This is a genomic window from Gemmata algarum (assembly GCF_034097035.1).
Classification (GTDB): domain Bacteria; phylum Planctomycetota; class Planctomycetia; order Gemmatales; family Gemmataceae; genus Gemmata; species Gemmata algarum.
The window spans coordinates 17,357-41,095 of the sequence record NZ_JAXBLV010000219.1 but is presented as its reverse complement, the minus strand read 5'-3'; the positions used below and the strand labels follow the sequence as shown (position 1 = coordinate 41,095).

Annotated in this window: 18 protein-coding genes; 10 read left to right on the top strand and 8 right to left on the bottom strand. The window is 67.6% G+C overall.

Translation table 11 applies throughout. From position 1 onward, the window contains the following. Positions 1-631 precede the first annotated feature (631 nt). Entirely contained in the window at positions 632-1,270 is a 639-nt protein-coding gene (locus R5W23_RS26390) for a DUF4142 domain-containing protein (RefSeq protein WP_320688950.1), read from the bottom strand. A 237-nt stretch (positions 1,271-1,507) separates the two neighbouring features. On the opposite strand from R5W23_RS26390, the gene R5W23_RS26385 reads away from it, so the two are divergent. From R5W23_RS26385 to R5W23_RS26350, 8 genes are all read left to right on the top strand, one after another. Next, complete coding sequence (locus tag R5W23_RS26385) at positions 1,508-1,636, top strand: hypothetical protein (protein WP_320688949.1); 129 nt, start codon at positions 1,508-1,510, stop codon at positions 1,634-1,636. A 110-nt stretch (positions 1,637-1,746) separates the two neighbouring features. Continuing rightward, positions 1,747-2,043, top strand: a complete 297-nt coding sequence (locus R5W23_RS26380) for a hypothetical protein (protein WP_320688948.1) — start codon at positions 1,747-1,749, stop codon at positions 2,041-2,043. Further along, positions 2,040-2,249, top strand: a complete 210-nt coding sequence (locus R5W23_RS26375; RefSeq protein WP_320688947.1) for a hypothetical protein — start codon at positions 2,040-2,042, stop codon at positions 2,247-2,249. The genes R5W23_RS26380 and R5W23_RS26375 overlap by 4 nt, the downstream gene beginning before the upstream one ends. A 330-nt stretch (positions 2,250-2,579) precedes the next feature. Next, entirely contained in the window at positions 2,580-6,563 is a 3,984-nt protein-coding gene (locus tag R5W23_RS26370) for a PAS domain S-box protein (RefSeq protein WP_326522220.1), read from the top strand. A gap of 333 nt (positions 6,564-6,896) precedes the next feature. After that, entirely contained in the window at positions 6,897-7,385 is a 489-nt protein-coding gene (locus R5W23_RS26365; RefSeq protein WP_320688945.1) for a fasciclin domain-containing protein, read from the top strand. Positions 7,386-7,962: 577 nt separating this feature from the next. Further along, positions 7,963-10,224 (top strand): ATP-binding protein, encoded by a 2,262-nt coding sequence (locus R5W23_RS26360; RefSeq protein ID WP_320688944.1) that lies wholly within the window; start codon positions 7,963-7,965, stop codon positions 10,222-10,224. Positions 10,225-10,259: 35 nt separating this feature from the next. Continuing rightward, positions 10,260-10,682, top strand: coding sequence for a response regulator (locus tag R5W23_RS26355; RefSeq protein WP_261189115.1), 423 nt, complete (start codon positions 10,260-10,262; stop codon positions 10,680-10,682). Positions 10,683-10,686: 4 nt separating this feature from the next. Further along, entirely contained in the window at positions 10,687-12,258 is a 1,572-nt protein-coding gene (locus R5W23_RS26350; protein ID WP_320688943.1) for an ATP-binding response regulator, read from the top strand. A 607-nt stretch (positions 12,259-12,865) separates the two neighbouring features. On the opposite strand, the gene R5W23_RS26345 is transcribed toward R5W23_RS26350, so the two are convergent. The 3 genes from R5W23_RS26345 to R5W23_RS26335 form a co-directional block, all read right to left on the bottom strand. After that, positions 12,866-13,762, bottom strand: coding sequence for a sugar phosphate isomerase/epimerase family protein (locus R5W23_RS26345; RefSeq protein WP_320688942.1), 897 nt, complete (start codon positions 13,760-13,762; stop codon positions 12,866-12,868). A gap of 562 nt (positions 13,763-14,324) precedes the next feature. Beyond that, positions 14,325-15,077, bottom strand: a complete 753-nt coding sequence (locus R5W23_RS26340) for a hypothetical protein (RefSeq protein WP_320688941.1) — start codon at positions 15,075-15,077, stop codon at positions 14,325-14,327. A 96-nt stretch (positions 15,078-15,173) separates the two neighbouring features. Then, positions 15,174-16,103: a 2-hydroxyacid dehydrogenase gene (locus R5W23_RS26335; protein ID WP_320688940.1), complete on the bottom strand. Its 930-nt coding sequence runs from the start codon at positions 16,101-16,103 to the stop codon at positions 15,174-15,176. A 219-nt stretch (positions 16,104-16,322) separates the two neighbouring features. Between R5W23_RS26335 and R5W23_RS26330 the strand changes: the two genes are divergently transcribed. Continuing rightward, the gene (locus tag R5W23_RS26330; protein ID WP_320688939.1) at positions 16,323-18,659 is read left to right on the top strand and encodes a DUF1592 domain-containing protein; all 2,337 of its coding nucleotides are present in this window, start codon (positions 16,323-16,325) and stop codon (positions 18,657-18,659) included. 68 nt (positions 18,660-18,727) lie between these two features. Next, positions 18,728-20,056: a DUF1552 domain-containing protein gene (locus R5W23_RS26325; protein ID WP_261189109.1), complete on the top strand. Its 1,329-nt coding sequence runs from the start codon at positions 18,728-18,730 to the stop codon at positions 20,054-20,056. A 346-nt stretch (positions 20,057-20,402) separates the two neighbouring features. On the opposite strand, the gene R5W23_RS26320 is transcribed toward R5W23_RS26325, so the two are convergent. The 4 genes from R5W23_RS26320 to R5W23_RS26305 are packed head-to-tail and all read right to left on the bottom strand — an operon-like array spanning position 20,403 to position 23,734. Next, positions 20,403-21,113, bottom strand: a complete 711-nt coding sequence (locus tag R5W23_RS26320) for a TIGR02996 domain-containing protein (RefSeq protein ID WP_320688938.1) — start codon at positions 21,111-21,113, stop codon at positions 20,403-20,405. Positions 21,114-21,130: 17 nt separating this feature from the next. After that, positions 21,131-21,877 carry a TIGR02996 domain-containing protein gene (locus tag R5W23_RS26315; RefSeq protein ID WP_320688937.1) on the bottom strand — a complete coding sequence of 249 codons (747 nt, stop codon included), beginning with the start codon at positions 21,875-21,877 and terminating at the stop codon, positions 21,131-21,133. Between the two features lie 13 nt (positions 21,878-21,890). Then, positions 21,891-22,508, bottom strand: coding sequence for a TIGR02996 domain-containing protein (locus R5W23_RS26310; RefSeq protein ID WP_320688935.1), 618 nt, complete (start codon positions 22,506-22,508; stop codon positions 21,891-21,893). A 20-nt stretch (positions 22,509-22,528) separates the two neighbouring features. Further along, a complete protein-coding gene (locus R5W23_RS26305) occupies positions 22,529-23,734 on the bottom strand; it encodes a TIGR02996 domain-containing protein (RefSeq protein WP_320688934.1) in 1,206 nt (401 codons plus the stop codon). Positions 23,735-23,739 lie beyond the last annotated feature (5 nt).

Genomic DNA, 23,739 nt, shown 5'->3' with positions numbered 1-23,739 from the left:
GCCTAGCCGCCTGAGCGCGGCCGATTCGCGGAAAGTACAGGCAGGTTGTCCAGGCGCGCAATCATGAGCCACTCACAACGGCAACGTTTGCACCACTACACTACGAATACGCAGCTATCGTGAATGCGATCTAGTGTATCCGGCAGCCGTCACTCCGCTGGTGGCGCCGCTGCTGTGGTAACTCGGGCTCGAACCGCAGCAGCACGGATCGCTGTGAGCCGAGTAGCTGGAACCCGAGTAACCGTAGCTTGGGTAGCTGTAGTTCGAGTGGCCATAGTTGGAGTACGGGGAGCCCCAGTTCGAGCGGCCCGAGTACCCGTAGCTGTAACCGGGGTAGGAATATCCGTAACCCGAGTTGGAGTACCCGTAGCCCGGGAAGGAGTTGTAGCCCCGTCCCGTTCCTCCACCGAACCCGCTTCAGAACCCGCCGCCCCGGAAGAACTGGGCGTCGGCCGCACCAGACGTGAACAGTAACCCAGCGGCCACAACGGCCGCGAATGCGCACGATTTCATAGCTGCTTCTCCTGTGGTGAACCCGGTCGTTTGCCGGGTGGAATGGCTCGGCCTTCGCTGCATCCGATGTACCGCGCCGCGCCGGCACGGGGGCATCGCCCGGAATCCCGACGGGCGCTTACTCCGCCTTGCCCTTGTCGAGGCCGGCCATAATTCTCTTCAGCGTCGCGATGTGCGTCTCGATGGTCTTCTGCCCGTCGGCTAGCACGGTTTCCATCTTTGGGGAGGCGTGGCGGCGGAACGTCTGCACTTTGTCCAACAGGGTCATGTGCTCGTCGAGCTGATGCCCGATGAACCGCTTGTCGAATTCCTTCCCGCTGAGCTTGTCCATCTCCGACCGGTAGTTGAGGATGCACCGGTCGGCCACCTCGTGGTCCACGGCCACCATCGCGGCGGCCTCCGTCGGCAACTTGGCTGCGCCCGCGGTGACGGACCACGCGGTCGGTTGGTTCGGTTGCGTGCCAGGAGCCGCGGTCACGGGGTAGTCGTACCCGAGGCCCTTGAGGTTCTTCTTGATGGTCTCGTGCTCGTCGATCTCGGCTTTGGCGAACGCCTTCGCCTCATCGGACTGAAGTTTCTTCAGGGCGTAGGAGCAGTTCTCGATCTGCTTGCGTCCACCGATCAGCAGGCACGGGGCCAGGAGCGGGTCCTTGGGAGGGGCGGCGATCGGTTGCGCAGTGGGTTGCGCACCTGCGAAGGCGGGCAGAAAAGCGGCGGCAGGCAAGGCGGCCAAAGCGTTGCGGCGGGTCCAGCTCACGACGAACTCCTGGGTGAATCATGATGGGAGGGGCGACTTGGGCAGATGTGCAGACCAAGTGCCCGACCAGGAGGCGCTTGAACCGCTGCGGGCACTCCCGACGCTGAGAAACAAAAGCCCTACGCGCGTCGGGATTTCGGAAGTGACGAACGACGGAAGCATTCCCGCCGGGGCGGCACATGCTTTGCCAAGTTTGGAGCGACCGATCAGAACGGGGACTAACTCAGGGGGCGCATCATGCCGACCGCCGAACCGAAACCGAAGGCTCAGAAGAAAACGTCACGGTGCTGGCCCAGTTACGAGCCGACGCCCGGAAAGAAGCCCTTCACGAAGGGGAGCTGCAAGCCCAAGGCGAAAAAGAGCTGAACTCTGAGGCCGGGTTGCACCGGCCCTCCTCGTTTCGGGCGGCTGGCGTGTGTCTGCGAGTTGCTGTACAACGGACCTTGGGCGACGGCACCCAGCCTTCTGATGCAACGATGCAACCTTCCCCATACACGATCCACCTCCGCCCCGTTTTCGTCGTACTGGCCCTCGGGTGCTCCACGGTCTTCCTGATCGGGCCACTCGCTGCCGCCGTGTTGGTCGCCGTCTTCGCCCCTGCGAACGTGAGCACGTACTTGGTGCCCGGCATGATCGGCTTTGTGGGCGTCATGACGTGGGCGATGTCGTCGAGTGTGCAGTGGGTGGAGTTGAACGACGGTGTACTCCGCGCGCGCGTCGGCTCCTCAGGCGAACAATCGTCGTTCACCGGGTCAGCGACATCGTCGCCGTGAAGCCGCTGAATTCAACGTACATGGGGCCGATGGAGAACGCGTTGGCGGACCTGATGATGGGCACCTCGAACCGAGGCTACGAGCTGCGGTTACGGGACGGATCGAAGCTCGGGCTGGTGCGGGGCGACATGAAGGGGCTAGATGAGTTCTTGACGGTGCTGGCGGCGGAGATTGCGACCCACACCGGGTCGCTGGGTGAGGGATGAGACATACCCCACGCGGTTCCCCACCGGAACGATTTCTTCGAAGGCGACTGATCGGGCTTCGCCTCACGTTCCGCCATCGCGGTGAGCGGTTTGACGGAGTAACAGAGGAGCACCGCCGAAGGGAGCAACCGGTTAAGTTTTGGCACTGAAAACGCCGTTTATTCTGACGCAAACCATATGTTAATCCGGCACGCCATTTGCATTGCGACGGCACTTTCAACGGAGTTCGCAACACGAGACGTGACTGACCTCGCCGTAAGTCATTTGCAAGCAATTTACGAGTAAAGCGTTAGGACTCCAGCCATTACGTCTCGGCGGGCGGAGGATTCGGTGACCAGAAACGACCGCGTAAACATTCTCCTCGTGACCGATCGCCCTGAGAACCTGATTGCTCTTAACGGCGCACTCGGCGATTCGAACCTCAGTCTTACGCACGCGGGCTCGGCCGAAGAAGTGGGTCGCCACCTCGCAGCGACCGATTTCGCCGCAGTCGTGTTTGACCTTAACGCACCGGGAGCGGCGGTGACCGAGATGGCTCGTATCGTTCGAGCGCATCCCCGGGCCGAAGACACACCGGTCGTCGTTTTGGTTGACAGCTTCGACCAGTTTGCCGCGGACAATTCGTACGCACCCGGCGCGGTCGATTACTTGATCAGGCCGGTACCGCCGGCCGCCCTTCGTGCCAAGGTGGCCGTGCTGGCAGACCTCTTCCGCCGGGCCAGTGAGGTCCGGCGGGCCGAGCAGAAAGTGGCCGCGGCCGAGGCGAACGAGCACCAGGAGCTGTGGCGCACCACGCTCGCCAGCATCGGCGACGCCGTCATCTCCACCGACGTGCAGGGGCGCGTCACGTTCCTGAACCCGGTGGCAGAACGGCTCACGGGATGGGCGCTCGGCGACGCGCGGCGGCGGCCGCTCCCCGAAGTGTTCCGCATCGTCAACGAGTCGACCCGGTCCCCGGTCGAGAACCCAGCGCTCCGCGCCCTGCAAACCGGCACCATCGTGGGCTTGGCCAACCACACCGTCCTGATCGCCCGGGACGGCGCCGAGTACCCGATCGATGACTCGGCCGCGCCGATCCGCGACGCGAGCGGGGCGGTCAGCGGCGCGGTGCTCGTGTTCCGTGACATCACCGACCGCCGGCGCGCGGAGCGGGACCAGGCGCGGCTCGCGGCCATCGTCGAGTCGTCCAACGACGCCATCATCAGCAAGACCCTCGACGGGGTGATCCAAACCTGGAACGGGGGCGCCGAGCGGGTGTTCGGCTACACGGCCCGGGAGATGATCGGCCGCTCGATACGGGCGCTGCTTCCGCCCGAGCGGCTCCACGAGGAGGACGAGATCCTGGCACGGGTCCGCCGCGGCGAGCGGATCGAGCACTTCGAGACAGTACGGGTGCGAAAATGCGGGACGCGCATCGACATCTCGGTCAGCGTCGCCCCGCTCCGGGACGCGCACGGCGACATTGTCGGGGCGTCCAAAACGGCCCGCGACATAACCGACCGCAAGGCGATGGAGCAGCGGCTGCGCGAGAGCGAGGAGCGGTTCCGGTCCCTGTTCGAGTCGATGGACGAGGGGTACTGCGTGGTCGAACCGGTGCTCGACGCCGGCGGCCGGCCGGTCGACTACCGCTACCTGCTCGTCAACCCGGCCGTCGAGGCCCACACCGGGCTCCGGGACGCGGTGGGCAAGACGGCCCGGCAGTTCATGCCCACCCACGAGTCCCACTGGATCGAAGCGTACGCCCGGGTCGCCGCCACCGGCGAGCCGGTGCGCCGCGTCGACCGGGTCGCCGACCTGAACCGGTGGTTCGACGTTTCGGCGTTCCGCGTCGGCCCCCCGGGGGGCCGGCAGGTGGGGGTCCTGTTCACCGACGTCACCGCCCGTAAGCGCGCCGAGGACGCCCTGGTGGCGAGCGAGCGGCAGCTCGCCGAGGTGTTCGAGCACTCCCCCTCCTTCGTGGCCGTGGTGCGCGGGCCGGAGCACGTGTTCGAGCGCACCAACCCGCAGTACCAGCGGCTCGTCGGCGACCGGGCGGTCATCGGGCGGGCGGTGCGCGACGCGTTCCCGGAGGTGGTCGACCAGGGGTTCGTGGCGCTGCTCGACGGGGTGTACCGAACGGGCGAGCCGTACATCGGCTCCGGGGTGTGGGTGAAGCTCGACCGCGGGAACGGGCGGGTCGAGGAGCGGAACCTGGACTTTGTGTTCCAGCCCGTGCGGGACCCGTCGGGCGCGGTCGCCGGCATCATCATGCACGGGGCCGACCGGACCGAGCGGGTGCGCGCGGAAGCGCTGCTGCGCGAGAAGGAGGTGCGGCTCAACCTGCTCCTCGGGTCCGCCGCGGATTACGCGGTGATCGTCCTCAGCCCCGAGGGCCTGGTGCTCGACTGGCTCGGTGGCGCCGAGACCATCACCGGGTTCACGCCGGGCGAGGTGCTGGGGGGACCGGCCGACGTGTTCTACACCCCGGAGGACCGCGCGGCCGGGGTGCCGGCGCGCGAGCGGGAGGCCGCCGCGGCGACCGGCCGGGCTGAGGACAAGCGGTGGCACCAGAAGAAGGGGGGCGAGCCGTTCTTCGCCGACGGGGTCACGGTCGCGCTCCGGGACGGCGGCACGCTGCGCGGGTTCGGCAAGGTGTTCCGCGACGCGACCGCGCGCAAGCGGGCCGAGGACGGGGTCCACTTCGTGGCGGACGCCACCGCGTCCCTTGCCGAGCTGGTCGACTACCGGAGCACGCTCGAGCGGATCGCGAACCTGGCCACCGGGGGGTTCGCCGACTGGTGCGTGGTCGACATCATCGACGAGGGCGGCACCCCGCGGCGCCTCACCGTCACCGCCCGGGAGCCCGAAGAGGTGGCCGCCGCGCGGGCGGCCGACGCGGCGTTCCAACCGGCCGACGCCCGCGCAGGCGCCATCCCGCACGTACTCAAGACGGGCGAGCCGGAGGTGGTCCCCGACATCAACGAGCTGGACCCGGAGACCGCCGCCCAGGGGAAGGAGCGGGTCACCAAGCTGAAGGAGCTGGGCGTCCGCTCGTACCTGTGCATGCCGCTGCTGTCGCGCGGGCGGGCGCTCGGCGGGATCACGTTCTTGGCCGTCTCGCCCCGGCGCCGGTTCGGCTCCGAGGAGCTCCGCGTCGCCCGGAGCCTGGCCGAGCGGGTGACGGTGGCGATCGAGAACGCCCAGTTGTACCGCACGCTCCAGGAGCAGGACCGGCGCAAGGACGAGTTCCTGGCCACGCTCGCCCACGAGCTCCGGAACCCGCTGGCCCCGGTGCGCAACGGCGTCCAGATTCTGCGCGCGGCCCTCCCCCCGGACCCGCGCCTGTCGCGCACGCTGGGCATGATGGAGCGCCAGCTCGGTCAGATGGTGCATCTGGTCGACGACCTGATGGACGTGTCCCGGGTGTCGAGCGGGAAGGTGGTGCTGAGGCGCGAGCGCGTTTCCCTGCGCGCCGTTGTCGACGCGGCCGTGGAAACGTCCCGGCAGTTGATCGAGGCCGCCCGGCACGAGCTGGTGGTGCAGCTCCCGCCCGGCCCGGTCACGATCGACGCGGACCACACCCGCACGGTCCAGGTGCTCGCGAACCTGCTCAACAACGCGGCCAAGTACACGCCGCACGGAGGGCGGATCGTGCTGACGGCCGAAGCGGTCGGGGGCGAGGCCGTTGTCCGCGTGGCCGACACCGGGGTGGGGATTCCGGCCGACATGCTGCCCCGGGTGTTCGACATGTTCACCCAGGTGGGCACGTCGCTCGAGCGGTCCCAGGGCGGGCTCGGCATCGGGCTCACACTGGTGCGGCGCCTCGTCGAGATGCACGGCGGGAGCGTCACCGTCGAGAGCCCCGGCGCGGACCGGGGGAGCACGTTCACCGTGCGCCTCCCGATGGCCGAGCCCGCCCTCACGGGCGGGGGCGGCCCCTCCGCGCAACCCGGCGCGGCACAGAAGCAGCGAGCCCTTGAAGTTCTTGTCGTGGACGACAACCGCGACTCGGCCGAGAGCCTGGCCATGCTCCTCGAGCTCCGGGGCCACCACGTGCGCACCGCCCACGACGGCCCCGAGGCGCTGCGCCTGCTCGCGTCTTACCGCCCGCAGCTCATCCTGCTCGACCTCGGGCTGCCGGGGATGAGCGGTTACGAGGTCGCGGGTCGCATCCGCCAGAGCAGCGAGCTCCGATCCGTCCGCATGGCCGCGCTGACCGGATGGGGCCAAGAGGAGGACCGGCGGCGCACGAAGGAGGCCGGGTTCGACCACCACCTCGTGAAACCGGCCGACGTTTCCGAGCTCGATCGCATTCTGGAAAGCGTCTCGAAATGACCGGGAATCCCGTCCCTGAAATCCCGTCGCGATAGGCATCGGGGTTGCCCCCGCCCACACCGTCCGCTCCGATCGAAAACCGAGACGACTCGGCACAAACGAACGTCGCCGCGTCGTGGTGCCCCACACCTTAGCGCAGCGAGAATTGACCTGTAACCGTGCAGAATGAACGTGGGCAACCGAGAAAATAAAAGTTTCTCGATTGTGAATCCGCTTCAAAAAATCCTGCGAAGCACTGCGGTCGAACGGAACGGGCCACCTGAGGCCGCCGGGTTCCGCTCGGCGACCGGCGAACCTCCGCCGGTGCCACCGTCATCGCCCGTGGAGCACCCGATGAAGACCAAGCTGATTGCTGCGGCGTCGTTCCTGGCTTTATCGCTGGCCGTGTTTCCCGCACAGGCCGCCGAGGAACCGAAGACGATTGCCGAAATCGTCGCCGGATCGAAGGACCACACCATCCTGCTCGCACTGGTCAAGGAAGCCGGCTTGGCAGAAACTCTGAGCGGCAAGGGAGAATGGACGGTGTTCGCTCCGACCGACGCCGCGTTCAAGAAGATCGATAAGGAGACCCTGGACAAGGTTAAGGGCGACAAGGAGTTGCTCAAGAAGATCCTGCTGACCCACGCGGTCAAAGGCACCTGGGTCGCCGGCGAGGTCGTCAAGCTTGACGGCAAAGAAGTTGAAACGCTCTCGGGCACGAAGTTCAAGATCGCGGTGAATGGCAAGAGCGTGACGGTCGGCGACGCGAAGGTGACGGCCGCCGATCTCAAGGCGAGTAACGGCGTGGTGCACGTCATCGACACCGTTCTGATGCCGAAGTAACCCACTGAGCTGAAGTGCCACGCGCGCGACCGGCCCGACCAGCCGGTCGCGGCGTCTGTTTTCCGATACGAATGAACCCGACAGCGTCCGGCGTGCCGAAGGCGAGGCAGGCATAGGCAGAACAGTTCAGCACCTTACTCCCTTCGCCGCGACCGGGACCAACCGAAGCGGTGTCAGGCACACCCCATCTGGTCAGAGAAAAGTTAGCGCCGCGGGGCGCGGGCCTAATGGAACTGCCGACCGGCACACGGTTACCACCTCACAGCCGCGCCCATGCGGCAGCAGAAGCTCACGAGCCAGGGTGGAGCGAATCCCAATCGACATCTTTTATTTTTGCTGTTGTGTGCGCTTGCCCGGTGCGGTTAGCACATGTTGCGTTGTATCGTCGATGCGAAGCCGCTCCAAGGTCCGCACGGCAATAACCGGCCGTTTCGGCGAGCCACCTCGGTAACAGTTCAGCGGCAGTGAGCCACGAACGTCCGGGAGCACCAACATTTGAGTTGGTCGCACTCTGTAAGATGCCCCTGGGCGGCTCGCTCCGGGTCCGTCGCCTCACAGCCTCATAAGGCGGGTCCGGATGACGATCAGCCACGACACGGCCGGGCACGCGGTCGACCTCGCGAACTGCGACCGGGAGCCGATCCACATTCCGGGCCGTGTTCAGCCGCACGGAATTCTGCTCGCCCTGTCCGAACCGGACTTGGTGATCGAGCAGGCGAGCGCGAACGCTGCGGGCCACTTCGGGGCGGCAGCGGAGCACCTAGTCGGATCGCGGCTCCTCGATCACGTTCACCCCGACGGCCGCGGCCCGCTGCGGGACGCGCTCTCCGCCCCCGACCTGCGCGACCGCAACCCGCTCCAGTTGCAGCTGCCGGGCGTCACGTTCGATGGCGTCGCCCACCGCCACGACGGGGTCCTCGTCCTCGAGCTCGAAAACCCCCGGCCGCCCGGCACGGCCGCACGCGCGGCCGACCACTCGCGGGCCCTCCAGCGGGCCATGACCCGCCTCCAGGACGCGGGCACGTTCCGCGAGTTCTGCCAGGTGGCCGCGGCCGAGGCGCGTGCCATCGGCGGGTTCGACCGGGCCACCATCTACCGGTTCGACGCGGCGTGGAACGGCGAGGTGGTGGGGGAGGACAAGCGGGCGGACCTGACGCCGCTCGACGGGCTCCACTTCCCGGCGTCCGACATCCCCGAGCAGGCCCGCCGCCTGTACCACCTGAACCCGTACCGGCTGATTGCCGATGTCGGGTATGAGCCCGTGCCCCTGGTGCCGGAGGTGAACCCGCGCACCGGCCGGCCGCTGGACCTGTCGTTCGCGGTGTCCCGGAGCGTCTCGCCGGTCCACGTCCAGTACCTCAAGAACATGGACGCGACCGCTTCCATGTCCGTGTCCCTCATGCGCGGAGGGCGCCTGTGGGGGCTCATCTCGTGCATGCACTACAGCGGCGCCAAGTACCTGCCCTTTGCCGACCGCGCGGCGTGCCAGTTCCTGGGCACGCTCGTGTCCGTGCAGATCGCCGTGAAGGAGGACAGCGAGGGGGTCGAGTACCGGCACCGGTTGCAGGCGGTCCGCGAGCGGCTGCTCCAGCGCATGGCCGAGGAGCCGGACCTGGCCCGGGCCCTGACCGGGGACCCGGCGGACCTCCTCGGCCTAGCCGCGGCGGAGGGGGCGGCCGTGGTGTCCGACGGCGGGTGCGCGGCGGCCGGGCGGGCGCCCGCCACCGAGCGGATCCAGGAACTGGTGGCGTGGCTCCGGGTGCACGCCGACGGGGACGTGTTCCACACCGACTCGCTCTCCCGGCTCGCCCCCGAGTTCGCGGACCTCAAGGACGTGGCCAGCGGGGTGCTCGCGGTCACCACCAGCCGGGCGGCCGGCCACTGGGTGCTGTGGTTCCGGCCCGAGGTCGTGCAGACGGTTGGGTGGGGCGGCGACCCGTACAAGCCGGTCGGAGAGCCGGGGCCGACCGGCCGCCTCAGCCCGCGCCGGTCGTTCGAGCTGTGGAAGGAGGAGGTGCACAACAAGTCGCTCCCGTGGCAGCCGGCCGAGGTCGAGGCGGCGCGGCTCCTGCGTGACGCGGTCGTGGCCGTGGTCGTGCGCCGGGCCGAGGAGCTGACCCGGCTGAACACGGAGCTGCGGCGCAGCAACACCGACCTGGACGCGTTCGCCTACAGCGCCAGCCACGACCTCAAGGAGCCGCTCCGCGGGCTGTCGAACTACGCCACCTTCCTGCTCGAGGACTACGCCGGCCGGCTGGACGCGAGCGGGGTGGACAAGTTGAACACCTTGGTGCGGCTCACCCGCCGGATGGACGACCTGATCGAGTCCCTGCTCCGATTCTCGCGGCTCGGGCGGGACGGGGGCACGTTCGAGCCGGTGGCCCTCGACGAAGTGCTCCGCGGGGTGCTGGACGCGCTCAAGGGGCGGCTCGCCGAGGGCCGCGTCGCGGTCCGCGTGCCGCGCCCGCTGCCCACCGTCCGGTGCGACCGGGTCCAGGTGGGCGAGGTGTTCTCCAACCTGATCGTCAACGCCGCCAAGTACACCGATAAGGCCGAGCGGTGGGTGGAGGTCGGGTACGACGAGCCGGTCGGGCGCCCGGGCGGGAGCGCGGCGCCGCCGGTGTTCTACGTGCGCGACAACGGCATCGGGATCGACGAGGAGCACCGGCACCTGATCTTCCGCCTCTTCAAGCGGCTCCACGCCCGCGACGAGTTCGGCGGCGGGACGGGCGTGGGCCTCGCCATTGTCAAGAAGATCGTCGAGCACCACGGCGGCACCGTGTGGGTTGACTCCCGCCCGGGGCACGGCTCGACGTTCCACTTCACCCTCGGCGGCTGACCGCCCCGACACTTGGTGCCACGGAGGGCGGTTACATGATCGTGGTCGTCGAGGACAGCGACGAGGATTTCGAGGCCACGGCACGCGCGTTGCAAAAGGCTGGCTCGCCGCGCCCGCTGGTGCGGTGCCGCAACAGCCGCGAAGCGCTGGACTGCCTGCACGCCCGCGGCCGGTTCGCGCACGCCCGTCCCGCGGACCTAGTCCTGTTGGACCTAAACCTGCCGGGCACGGACGGGCGGGCGGTGCTCAAGGCGATCAAGGCGGACCCGGCGACGGCGGCCGTGCCGGTCGTCGTGCTCACCACCTCCACCAGCCCCGACGATGTCGCGGCGTGCTACCGCGACGGGGCGAGCAGCTACGTGGTCAAGAGCGTCGACTATCGCCAGTTCGTCGCCACGGTGGCGACGCTGGTGGCGTACTGGTTCGGTGCGGTCCGCTTGCCGCCCGGGAGGACGTGACCGCATGGGTCCGGACGTGCCGAAGACGATTCTGGTGGTCGACGACAGTCCGGAAGACTGTGGGGTCGTCCGCCGCTACCTCGAGTCCGGGCACGCCGCCGGAGAGTTCGTCGTCGCTGAGGCGCACACCGGTCGTGCGGCGCTGGCGCGGATCGCCGCGGCCCCGCCGACGTGTCTTGTGCTCGACTACGACCTGCCCGACACGACCGGGGTCGCCCTGCTCGAGCGGCTCACCGGTCCGGACGGCACCACGGCCGTCCCGGTCGTGGTGCTGACCGGCCAAGGGAGCGAGGCGATCGCGGTCCGGGCGATCAAGCTGGGGGCACAAGACTATCTGGTCAAAGGGGCGTTCACCGCCGAGGTGTTCTGTCAGACGGTCCGGGACGCCATCCGCAAGGCGGACTTGGCCGCGCAGGTGGCCCGCGAGCGGGCCGAGAACGCCCGCCTGATCGCGGAACTGGCCGAGGCGAACCGCAACAAGGACGACTTCATCGCGCTGCTCGCACACGAGCTCCGGAACCCGCTGGCCCCGATCCGCACCGGGCTCGAGATCCTGCGCCGCACGGCCGGCGATCAGCCGGCGGTCGAGCGCCCCCGGGCCATGATGGCGCGACAGTTAGACCACATGGTGCGACTCGTTGACGACCTGCTCGACGTGTCGCGCATCGCCCGTGGCAAGTTCGAGCTGCGGCGGGAGGCGGTCGATCTGGTCACCGTCCTGGCCCGAGCGGCCGAAGCGGCCCGGCCGCGCATGGACGACCGCGGGCACAAGCTCGAACTGGATCTGCCCCCGCACCCGCTCCTGGTGGAAGGGGACCCGGCCCGCCTCGACCAGATCTTCGGCAACCTGCTCACCAACGCCGCGAAGTACACCGAACCCGGTGGCCGGGTTTGCGTGTCGGCAAGGGCCGAAGAGGAGGAAGCGGCGGTACGGGTCCGGGACACCGGGATCGGAATCCGCCCAGAAATGGTGGGACGGATCTTCGACATGTTCGCCCAGGCCGATCGGGCCGCGGGCGCGCTCGCCGACGGGCTCGGGTTGGGGTTGTCGCTCGTGCGGGGCCTCTGCGAGCTACACGGGGGCCGGGTCGGCGTTCACAGCGACGGTCCGGGCCGGGGTAGCGAGTTCGTCGTTCACCTGCCGCTGCTCACCCCGGCACCGTGTTCGCCCGGCCGGACGAACACGCCGCCCGAGGACGGGCGGTCCCTCAAACCGCTCAAAGTTCTGGTTGTAGACGATAACGTTGACGCTGCCGTGTCGCTGGCGGAGCTGTTACGGCTGATCGGACCATACGAGGTCCGCACCGCCCACGATGGGGCTACAGGGCTGGCAGCGGCGGCAGACTTTTGCCCAGATGTGGCGTTGCTTGATGTCGCCATGCCGCACGGCATGGACGGCTACGAGCTGGCCCTTCGGATCAGGGGAACGGTCGGGCTCGAGCGCACCGCTCTGGTACTCTTGACGGGTTTCGGGCGCGACAGTGACCGGCAACGTTCGAGTCAGATCGGGGTCACCGCACACCTTGTAAAGCCGGTCGACCCGAGCCTATTGTCGGAGCTACTGGCGACGATTTAGCACTGGAAGGAGATGCGACCAGAACAGGCCGGTCCGCGGGAGTGTTTTTCCCCAAACATTGCGGGGTACAAAAGGCCTGCCGCCGGTAATGGCAGAAAAACGCATTCAGCAATTTCCGGCCACATTCGGCACAGTTTCGCGTGTTCATGTCTAGGGCCGCCGTGCTGGGCTCGTAAAATGCGCAAGAATCTTCAGCATTATTCGCGCCAGCGATTTTAAAACTCAGCGTTTTTGTTACTTCACGTGTGTATATGGTCTGCGGCGGCGCGCGCGTCAAGCCGACTTTCGGAGCCCGTTCATCCTCGGCCTCAACTCCCGCACTGGCCCGAACCGATTCACCCGCACTGATCGGCAATGGCTTAATGAGTGCCTTACAGCTCAAGTCCCGTAACTGTTCAGCGCGGTAGTTTCCGCGAAGTGATTGGTCTCGGCGCGAGATTCAGGCACCCGTGTACCTGGGTAAGTGCTTTCGCGCGGGCGTGTAGATCGACCGCCCCGACCTGAATCTCTTCCGCTAGCACCTCCTTCTGCCACGCCCGGCGATTGTCCCGCGCTGGGTGCGCTGGTGAAACGAAACGTGCCACGCTGTGGGAACTCCCTCTCATCATCACGGGAAATACTTCGCTGTAACTTGGCGCAGGAACGCCAGCGATTCGGCCATTTCCTCCATCCCGTTCATCCCGTCCTCGATACTGACCCACCCTTGATAGTTGTGTTCCGCCAGGATGCGGAAAATGGAGTCGAAGTCGTTGAGCCCCTTCCCGGTCACGCCGTGACGCAACTTGTCGAAGTAACCGATGCTGCCGTCAGCTTGGCGCAGCTCTTCGAGCGTCGCGCCGTCCGCCAAATAGCGGTCGCTCGCGTGCATACTCACGACGCGGTCGGCAACGGCCTTTAAGAGTTCAACGGGGTCGTCCCCGGCCACGATCGCGTTGGACGGGTCGTATTGAACGCCAAAATGTGTACGGTCCGGGATCGCGTTGACGAGTTCGAGGAACACGTCCTTCTTTTGCGCGAACTCGGGATACTTCCAGAACCCGTCCTTGTAGTGGTTCTCCAACCCCAAAATCACGTCGTACTCGCGCGCAACCGGCAGCACCGCGTTGATGCACTCGATCACCCACGCGAGCCCTTGCGCGCGTGAAACCTCCGGATAGCGGGGGCCGCTCAGCACCCGACACACCGCCCGCGGGCCGCCGAGCCGGCGGGTCACCCGCACCATATCGGCCTCTTTCTCGATCGCGCGCTTGCGGGCGTCCGGGTCGGGATTGGTGAAGTCCGGGGAGCAGCACAGCATCGGCATCGCGCGCCCCGTCCGGGCGATAGCCTCGCCGACGGAGTCCAGGTAACCGGGTTCGAGCGAGGTGAAGAAGCCCTCGTACATCTCGAGACCGTCGCAGTCGAGCGTGCGGGCCGCCTCGATCCACTCGAAAACGGTCATCGTGCGCGTGCCGGCGATGGCGTCCAGGTAGCACTTCGGGAACGCGGAGATGCGAAGCGGCATGAGTTCGTCTGTTTCGAGTTACATGGCCCGGACAACGGCCGCCACCGAACAAGTCACAAACGCAATCGCATATTCATGTTACGAAATATAAACCGAATCGATCCGTAACCGTTTTTTGTTCGCCCGGGAGCATTCCTCCGGTTTTAAGGGCGCGATTCGGTGGTAGTAACGTACCCGCGAGCGGGTAGCGAACCGGCACCACAGCGTCCGCAGGTGTACCGTTGCGCCCCCAGCAGTGCCTCACCTGCGGCGCTGTAACCCCCGTTACAGCGCCGCAGGCGAGAGCGAACGGCGCCCCCGTAGCGGCGGCTCCTCTAACCAAGCAGATGGCACCGCGACCGTGTCCAGTCGTTTCCAGTTGGTGACGTGTGTGCCCCCGCTTGCCGACGCAGGTGGGTTTAGCCTCGGCGTGCTCCGATTTCCCACGCGATCGCCAAGACCGCGCGAACTGGAAACTACGGGGGGCGATGTGACGCCCCCTCCGGTGAAAGATGGCGAGATGTCGAGCGCGCCGTTCGGTGTTGAGTCCCCGACGCACTCAACACCCGCTCCGCCGGGCAGTTCACTTCTTAAATTCGCTGTCGTCGAGCTTTTCGAAATACTTGGTTTCGGTGATTTCGGCGTCCAGGAACGCTTTGCCGTCGCGCTTCACAACGATCTTCCGCGGGGCCAGCACGCCGTCCTTGTTCTTTGCGTAATCGGACGGGAGCCGCTCCTCGGTAACCTCGTTGCCGGTGGCCTGGTCGGTGGTGCGGAACTCCAGCTTCGCGAGCAACCCGGTCTCCTTGTCGAAGTACAAGCTCACGTCCTTCTGCCCCTTCTTCGCGACCCGCACGCCCACCACCTTCTTGTCCCCGACCTTATCCTCGCCGATGGTGCTCAGCTCGAACGCCTTGTCTTTGAGGTTCACCAGCCGCGCCGCCTCCATCACGTTCGCCATGTCCGCGACCGCGTCCTTCACCTTGTCGGTCTGATCAATGGCATTCCCGTTCACCTCGAGCGTCACCTTGTCGCCGTTGATGATGGTCAGCACGTTGATCGTCTGCCCCATCACCTTCAGCTCCATTTGGTCCTTGAACTTGTTCGGGAGCATGTACATGATGTCCTGGCTGTAGTCCACCTCCCCCACCCCGGGCAGGTCGAGCTTGCCCTTCGATTTGGTCTGCCCGGCCTTCTGCTTGGTAAGCAGTTCCTCGCCGCCGTGCGCCTTGATCGCTTTCGCGATCACGTCCTTCGGCTCGTCCGCGGCCCGGGCCACCGGGGCGAACGCGATCACCAGGGCAGCCACGGACATGACGGCCATTGAGCGAAACATGCGAGCCTCCGTTCGGAAAGGGCGAGCTTAGGTGCTATTCGGGACCACAGGATGCACATTTCTCGCAAACCAGGACGACGCCCAGAACCGGACAATTCACGTCACCGAGAACATCAACGGTTTGCCGCTCAGTCCGGCGAACAGATTTTGAACGGACAGCTCGGCCATCCGGCGCCGCGTTTCCTCCGTCGCACTGCCCAGGTGCGGCGTAATGACGACGTTGTCGAGCGTCAGAAGCGGGTGGTCGCGCGGCAGCGGTTCCGGGTCGGTCACGTCCAGCGCCGCCGCGAACAGACGCCGTGCGGCCAGCGCGTCGGCCAGCGCGTCTTTGTCCACCACCGCGCCGCGGGCTACGTTCACCAGCGTCGCCGTGGGCTTCATGAGCGCGAGTTCGGCGGCGCCGATGAAGCCGCGCGTGTCGGGGGTCAGCGGGAGCGTCAGGACAATGTGGTCCGCGGTCGCGAGCAGTTCGTCCTTCGGCGCGTAACGCGCGCCGAGAACGATTTCCGCCTCGTCGCTCCGGTTCCGGTTGTGGTACAGCACCTTCATGCCGAAGCCGTTCGCGCGCTTGGCGACCTGCCGCCCGATGCGCCCCATTCCGAAAATGCCGATGGTGCTTCCGTGGACCTCGCGACCCAGCATGAACGAGGGGTCGTAGTGCGTGAACGCCGGACCGCGGGCGTATCGGTCGCCTTCCACCACCCGCCGCCCCGCGGCCAGCAGCAGCGCGAACGCCAGATCCGCCGTCGCCCCGTCGAGGATGCCGGGCGTGTTGCCCACCGGAATCCTTCGCTCGGCCGCGGCCCTCACATCAATGTGGTCCACGCCCACGCCGAAGTTGCTGATGACCTTCAGATCCGGAAAGCGGTCCATCAGCTCCGCGCCCACGGGCGGGTGGCCGTAGGTGTACACGGCGTCCACACGCCCGGGCGCGGCGTCCCAGGGCACCAGTTCGACGAGCCCGCCCAGCAGATCGAGTACCGTCTGCGAAACCGGAAGGTCGGCGAGAACGCGGGGAAGCGACATGACACAACCTCAAAGAATCAGGCTCGCGCCCCTGGCTGCAAGACCTTCGCCCTTGCAGGACCGGCCGCACGGACAAACCTCATTCTTAGCCCCCGGCGGCGCGGCTGTCTTGTGCGCCCGAGGGCACGTACACGGGGGGCCGCTGGCTTGACTTCCGCTCCCGGCCGACCGAAACTGATTTTATCCTCCCTGCCCGCGCCACGTTTCAGGCACCTTCGCATGTCGCACACGCTCCCGCACTCCGGTCTCGCGCTCCTCGCGCTCGCGGCGCTGAGCCCGGCCGCGCTCGCCCAGGAGAAAAAGGAAAAGAGCGGCGAGGTGATCTACCGCCAGATGTGCGCGAAGTGCCACGGGGCCAAGGGTGAAGGAGCCAAAGCCTACCCGGTGCCGCTGACGGGCGACAAATCGCTGACGCAACTCGCCAAGGTGATCGACGACACGATGCCCGAGGGGTCGCCCGACCTGCTCGACGCCGCCGAGTCGCGCCGGGTCGCGGAGTACATGTACGACGCGTTCTACTCGCCGACCGCGCAGGCGAAGCTCAACCCGCCGCGCGTGGAGCTGTCGCGCCTCACGGTGAAGCAGTACCGCAACAGCATCGCCGACACGCTGGCGGGGTTCCGGCCCGCGGCGCCGAAGCCGGACGAGCGGCAGGGGCTCCGCGGCGAGTACTTCAACGCGCGCAACTTCCAGAACAACAAGCGCCAGATCGACCGGCTCGACCCCGAGGTCAACTTCGACTTCGGCAAGGGGCCGCCCAAAGCCGACGCCGAACTGAAAGAGAAGTTCGACGCCCACACGTTCTGCATCCGCTGGGACGGCTCCGTGTGGGCGCCCGAAACCGGCGTTTACGAGTTCGTCGTGAAGACCGATCACGCGCTGCGCCTGTGGGTCAACGACAACAAGAAGCCGGCCATCGACGCCTGGGTGAAATCGGGCACCGACACCGAGTTCAAAACCAGCGTGTACCTGCTCGCCGGTCGCGCGTACCCCATTCGCCTGGAGTTCTCGAAGGCGAAACAGGGCGTGGACGACTCGAAGACGAACCCGAACCCGCCGGTGAAGCCCGCGTTCGTGTCGCTCAACTGGAAGCGGCCCAACCGCACGATCGAGCCGATCGCCGCGCGCTACCTGACGCCGCAGAAGTTCCCCGAAGCGGCCGTGATCGAGTCCCCCTTCCCGCCTGATGACAGGAGCCTCGGCTGGGAGCGCGGCGCGACCATCTCGAAGGAGTGGGAGGCGGCCACCACCGAAGGCGCGATCGAAACCGCCGCCTACGTCCTCGCGAAGCTCCCCGAGTTGAGCGGCGCGCAACCGAACGCCCCGGACCGCGCCGCGAAGCTCAAGGCGTTCTGCCGCACCTTCGCCGAGCGCGCGTTCCGGCGGCCACTCTCGGAGCCCGAAAAGGTCCTGTTCGTGGACCGGCAGTTCGACGCCTCCGGGGCCGACCTCGAACTGGCGGTGAAGCGGGTGGTGCTGGTCGTGCTGAAGTCGCCGCGGTTCCTCTACCCCGACGCCGACGGCACCTCACAACCTTACGCGACGGCGTCGCGGCTCGCGTTCTCGCTGTGGGACGCTCCACCCGACAAGGAACTGTTGGACGCCGCCGCCAAAAACAAACTCGGCACCTCGGCCGAACTGCGCGCCCAGGCCGAGCGGATGCTCAACGACCCGCGGGCCAAGGCCAAGATGCGCGAGTTCCTGCTGACGTGGCTCAAACTCGATCAGGTGAAAGAACTACCCAAGGACGCGAAACGGTTCCCGGGGTTCGACCACGACCTCGCGTCCGACCTGCGCACGTCGCTGGAACTGTCGCTCGACGATCTCCTGAGCAGCCCGAACGCGGACTTCCGGCAGTTGCTCCTGGCGGACGAGTTGTACCTGAACGGGCGGCTCGCGAAGTTCTACGGCGCGAACGTGCCGGCCGATTCCGGGTTCAAAAAGGTGAAGCACGAGACCGACAAGCGGGCCGGCGTGCTGACGCACCCGTATGTCCTCGCGGCGCTCGCGTACGCCTCCGAGACCTCGCCGATCCACCGCGGGGTGTTCGTCGGGCGCGGGCTGCTGGGGATCGCCATCCGGCCGCCGATGGAGGCGTTCACGCCGCTCGCCCCGGACCTGCACCCGAACCTGACTACCCGCGAGCGGGTGCTGAAGCAAACCAGCCCGATGGCGTGCGCCGGGTGCCACACGGTCATGAACCCGCTCGGTTTCTCCCTCGAACAATTTGACGCGGTTGGGAAGTTTCGCGAGAAGGACAACAACAAGCCCGTGGACGCCAGCGGGTTGTACGAAACCCGGGCGGGCTCCACCGCAAAATTCACCGGCGCGAAGGAACTGGCGAAGTTCGTCGCCGGCAGCGAAGAGGCTCATTACGCCTTCGCGCAGCAGGCGTTCCACTACTTTGTGAAACAGCCCGTGCGGGCTTACGGGCTCGCGAAACCCGAAGAGCTGCGGAAAATGTTTGCCGCGAACGGGCTGAACGTGCGAAAATTGATAGTGGAAATCGCCGTAATCGGTGCTATGCCGAAGACAGGCGATAAACCGCCCAAGTAGCCCTCCTGAACAGTACGCCGCGCCGCCCGGCGGCACTACCGAATACGACCCCACCTGCGGAGCCTTGCATGTCCCTGACCCGCAACCGGCGCGAGTTCGTGCGCGACCTCGGAATCAGCGCCGCGGCCGTGCCGTTCCTGCTCAACCTGCCGAGCCTCAGCTTCGCCAACCAGGGGAAGCGGAAGCAGCGGATCGTGTTCGTGTTCAGCCCGAACGGGATCGTCCCCAAGGACTTCTGGCCCGACGAAGAGGGGTCGGAGTTCAAGCTGAAGGAGATCCTCAAGCCGCTGGAGCCGTTCAAGAAACAGCTCCTCACGCTCCACGGGGTCTGCGACAAGATCCGCGGCGACGGCGACGGCCACATGCGCGGCATCGGGTGCCTGCTCACCGGCATCGAACTGTACCCGGGCAACGTGCAGGGCGGCTCCGACACGCCGGCGGGGTGGGCGAAGGGCATCTCGATCGACCAGGAGATCCGCAACTACCTGCAAAAGGACCCGGCCACCAAGACCCGCTTCGGCTCGCTCGAACTCGGCGTGATGGTCCCGGACCGCGCCGACACCTGGACCCGCTGGAGCTACGCCGGCGCCAACAAGCCGATCGCGCCGATCGACGACCCGTACCAAGTGTTCAACAAGCTCTACGGTCGCGCCAAGGACAACGAGGCGCTCGCGAGCGTGCTGGACGTTGTGAAGGACGACCTCAAGAAGGTCGGGGACCGCGTCGGAACGGCCGACAAGAAGCTGCTCGACGAGCACGCCGCCTTCGTGCGTGAGATGGAGAAGGAGCTGAAGGAGCAAAAGGCCGCGTCAGCGTCCACCGTGGGCCACGCGGTTCCGCAACTGGAACCGGGCGTGCGCCGCGACAACGACAACATGCCGAAGATCGCCAAGGCGCAGATCGACCTGATGGTGAACAGCTTCGCCGCGGACTTCGCCCGGGTCGCGTCGCTCCAGATCACCAACTCGGTGGGCATGCCGCGGATGAAGTGGCTGGACATCAACGAAGGGCACCACGAGCTGTCGCACGAGCCGGACAGCAACGAGAAGGCCCAAGAGAAGCTGGTGAAGATCAACAAGTGGTACTGCGAGCAGGTCGCGTACCTGGCCAAGCGGCTGAGCGAGACCAAGGAGCCGGGCGGGAACGGGTCGCTGCTCGACAACACGCTGATCGTGTGGACCAACGAGCTGGGCAAGGGCAACTCGCACACGATGGACAACATCCCGTTCGTGCTGGTGGGCGGTGGGCTGGACTTCAAGACGGGCCGGTCGCTGAAGTACCCCAAGGTGCCGCACAACCGGCTCCTGATGGCGCTCGCCCACGGCTTCGGCCACCACGTCAAAACCTTCGGCAACCCGAACCACTGCGCCGCCGGCGCGCTCACCGGTCTGGTGTGAGCCGGACGGCTCTGGGAGTGCGAGAACAGCGCGGGCCGGGACGGATGTCCCGGCCCGCGTGCGTTCCGGTCGCGGTTTACTTCTCTTCCTGGGGTGCGGAGCGCTCACAGCACCGCCGGCGGGGACCGCCGGTAACCGGCGCGTGAACCACGACCGGCGGGGTTGCCCCAGCCACGCGCCGGTTACCGGCGGTCCCCGCCGAAAGCGGTGCTGGAACAGCGCTCCCCGCGAAGGGTGCGAAGGCAGGAGCTCGGCCGACGCAACATCGGCCTGTCGCAGAGCGACGAGCTGAACCGCCAACCGGAATACCACAACGATAACCCGACCGGCGGCCGGACGCAACGAGTTACTGCGCCGCCTCGCCCCCACCGAACACGCGCTCCAGCCGCGCGCCGAGCGGGGACCGGCCGAACGCCTGTCGCGCCGCGGCCGACACCCCGTTGTAACTCACATCCAGTTCGCGCAGTCGCGGGAACCCGGAACTGGTACCGAGCGCGGCGAGTCCGCGGTCGCCGATCTGCTGTCCCTGAACCCTGAGCCGCACCAGCTTCGGGAACATTCCACCCGCAAGCGCAGCGGCTCCAGATTTGTTGAGCAAGCCGTGCCCCCGGAGCACGAGTTCGGTTACCCGTCCGAAGATGGGCCACTTCAGCACGGCGGCGAGTTGGCGCGCGGTCACATCGGGCGTCAGTTCGAGGTACTCGATGAGCAGCAACCGCGGGTCGTCGGCACCGGCGGCCAGAGACGCGGTCAGTGCCGCTCGGTACGGAAAGCCGCGGCAGTAAAACGCCAGCCGTGTGAACCCCGGCGGCAGTTCCGTCTGCCACACCACGTCCCAGCGATACAGCAGGCGGCAGACGCGCTGGCGAATGTCTTCGCGGTCCGGGTGGCTGGCATTCATCCGCTCGAGTTGCACCGAGAGCCGGATGAGCTCCGCACGGGCGACCTGAGCGGGCGCGCCCTCTTCGTCGAGGTAGTCGGCGTAGATCAGGCGCGGGGTGTCTTCGTGGGGCTGTGCGGCGATGGCCCGCAGGAGCGCGGCTTCGGTGTCCGTCATGGGGCGCCTCGCGCGAATCACAGGTTCACTCGGGACCCGAACTTGGTGAGCAGCAAGGCCCGGGTCGGGTGGTCGAGGCTGTTCCCGCGCAGGTCGAGCTTGCGCAGCCCCGCGAGATGAGGCGACGCCGCCAGCGCGCGGCCGCCGACGTTCCCGACGGCGTTCGCCCCGAGCAGCAGCTCGCGCAACTCGCGGAACCGCCCGTCGGCGATTTCGGAGGCGAGGGCGTCGTCGACCCGGCTGTTGTACAGGTCCAGCGCGGCGAGCCGGGCCAGGTGCGGTGAGCGGAACAGATCGCGCAGCGTGCCGGCCGGCGCACCGCCCAGCAGTCGGAACGACCGGAGCCGCGTCAGTTCCGGCACGGCGGCCAGTGCCCCACCGTCGCTCAAGCTCCACAACCGAACGACGTGAACACCCGGCACTGCAAAAATCTCGGCGGCACGCGCGACAATCGCCCGTTCGTTCGCGGCCCTTACCTCTTCGATCAGCCCCCGGTTGAAGTCGCCCCACTCGACGTTTGGAATGCGGGGCAATTCCGCGTGCCACCGTTTGACGAAATGGGACAGGTAATGAACGTTCCGCCTCACCGCCCGGTACCGCTCGATCGCGGACAGCCCGGGGCGGGCGAGTTCCACCTGGTTGCGCACGAAATCGGCCCGCTCGGGCTGGCCCTGCTCTTCGAGCCAGTCCGCGTACATGAGGCGCGGGGTGTCCTCCTCGGGCTGCTCCCCGATCGCCCGCAGCAGCGCGTCGTGGTCGTTCATGGGTTCGACCCGCTCAGAATCCGCCGGATGTTGCGAACGGGAACCGCTGGTGGAACCGCTCGCGCACGCGGTCGGACATGCCCCCTTCGGCGTACCAGAGCACGCGCACCCCGGCGAAACTCGGACACTCCGCCAGCGCGATCGCGGCGGTGTCGGTCAGCCCGCGCACGTCGAGGTACAGGTGCGTGACGCTCCGGACCCACGGCCGGTTCCGGCACAGCGCGAACACGCTCCCGGAGGAGCACGGCCGGAGGAACAGCTCGCGCACCGGCGTGAGCCGCGCGAGCCGGTCGCCGTGCTCGTTGACCTTCGGCGCGGGCAAATTGAAGTACTCGACGAACCCGCGGCGGAACACCCACCCGCCCCACTGCCCCCGCTCGCAGTTCAGCACCCGGGCCAGCGGCGCGACCCACTCGCGGTCGTGCGCGACGAGCAGATCCCGCTGCCGCAACTCCAGCTCGCGCCGACGCGCGCGATCCGGCACGCCGCGCGCCAGCTCGACCTGCACCCGCACGAACTCCGCCCGCGCCGGATCGTCGTTCTCGTCGAACCAGTCCGCCATCGCGAGCCGGAGGGTGTCGTCCCCGGGGTCCGCGATCAGCGCCTGGAGCAACGGGTTGTCCGGGTTCATGGCCGCTCCCGCGGTCGCGGTCAAAAGTCGACATGTGCGTCGCCGAACAGGGGGCGCAGCCCGGCCCGGTCGTCAGCGCCGAGCACGTTGCCCCGCAGATCGACGTGCGCGTTGCTGCGCCCCTGGCACCAGCCGGCCAGCCGCTCGGCGCCGCGGGGCGTGATCCGATTGTACCCGAGGTACAGGCTCTTTAACCGCGGGCGCGCCCCGCGCGTCAGCGTCTCGACCGCACCGTCGGTCAACCCGTTGTAGATCAGGCACAGCACCTCCAACCCTTCCGACAGCGGAGCGGCCGCGAGGGTTTGCACCCCGGCGTCGGTCAGGTCGGTGTCGTTCAGGTCCAGCTCCCACAGCGTTTCCGGGAGCGGCACGGCGGCCAGCACCGCCGCGCCGGCGCCCCCGAGCGGGTTGCAGGCCAGTCGCAGCCGCCCGACCCCCGCGACCAACCGCGACCGGAGCACCGCGGCCAGCCCGACGGCGGTCAGGCCGTTGGCGGAAAGATCGAGTTCGGCGAGGTACGTGGGCCGCTCGTTCAGCCGCGGGAAGCAGCCGGCGTCGGCCGCCGCGGCCAGCGCCTCCGCGCCGGCGTCGCCGATCCGGCACCCGGCGAGGGAGAGCGTGTGCAACCGCGTCAGGGTCGGGTTGGCGGCCAGCGCCTGTGCCCCGGCCGGGCCGATCTCCTGCGGCCGGTGCTGGTAGCTGCCCGGGTGCTGCCGCACCCCCTGGCCCAGGTTGAGCGTGTGAACCGTTCGCATGTGCGGGAGCCGCAGCGCGCCGGCCGTTCGCGGGGTGAGCCGGGAGAAGTACAGGTACCCGGCCGGGGTGAGGGAGTACGCCCGCGCCGCCTGCTCGGCGAACGCCCGGGCGGTCGGGAACTCGACCATATCGACGAACCCGCGGTCGTACCCGCCGGGCCAGGCCAGTTGCCCGGGCCACTTCACCCGCGGCACCGCCTTGAGGGGCGCCACCCACTCCGGCCAGTGGGCGCGGATCAGCGCCTCGGTTTGCGGCACGATCTCGGCCCACCGCGGGTCGTCGTAGGTCTGGGCGTGCCGGACGAGTTCCACGTCCAGGCGGATGAGCTCAGCCCGGGCGCGGCGGCCGTCCGGGGTGCCGCCGGGGGCGTCGGGGTGGTCGTCCAGCCAGTCGGCGTAGACCAGCCGCGGGGTGTCGTCGTCCGGGCCGTCGCACACCGCCCGCAGGAGGGCCTCTTCGTCGGGGAGCATGGCCG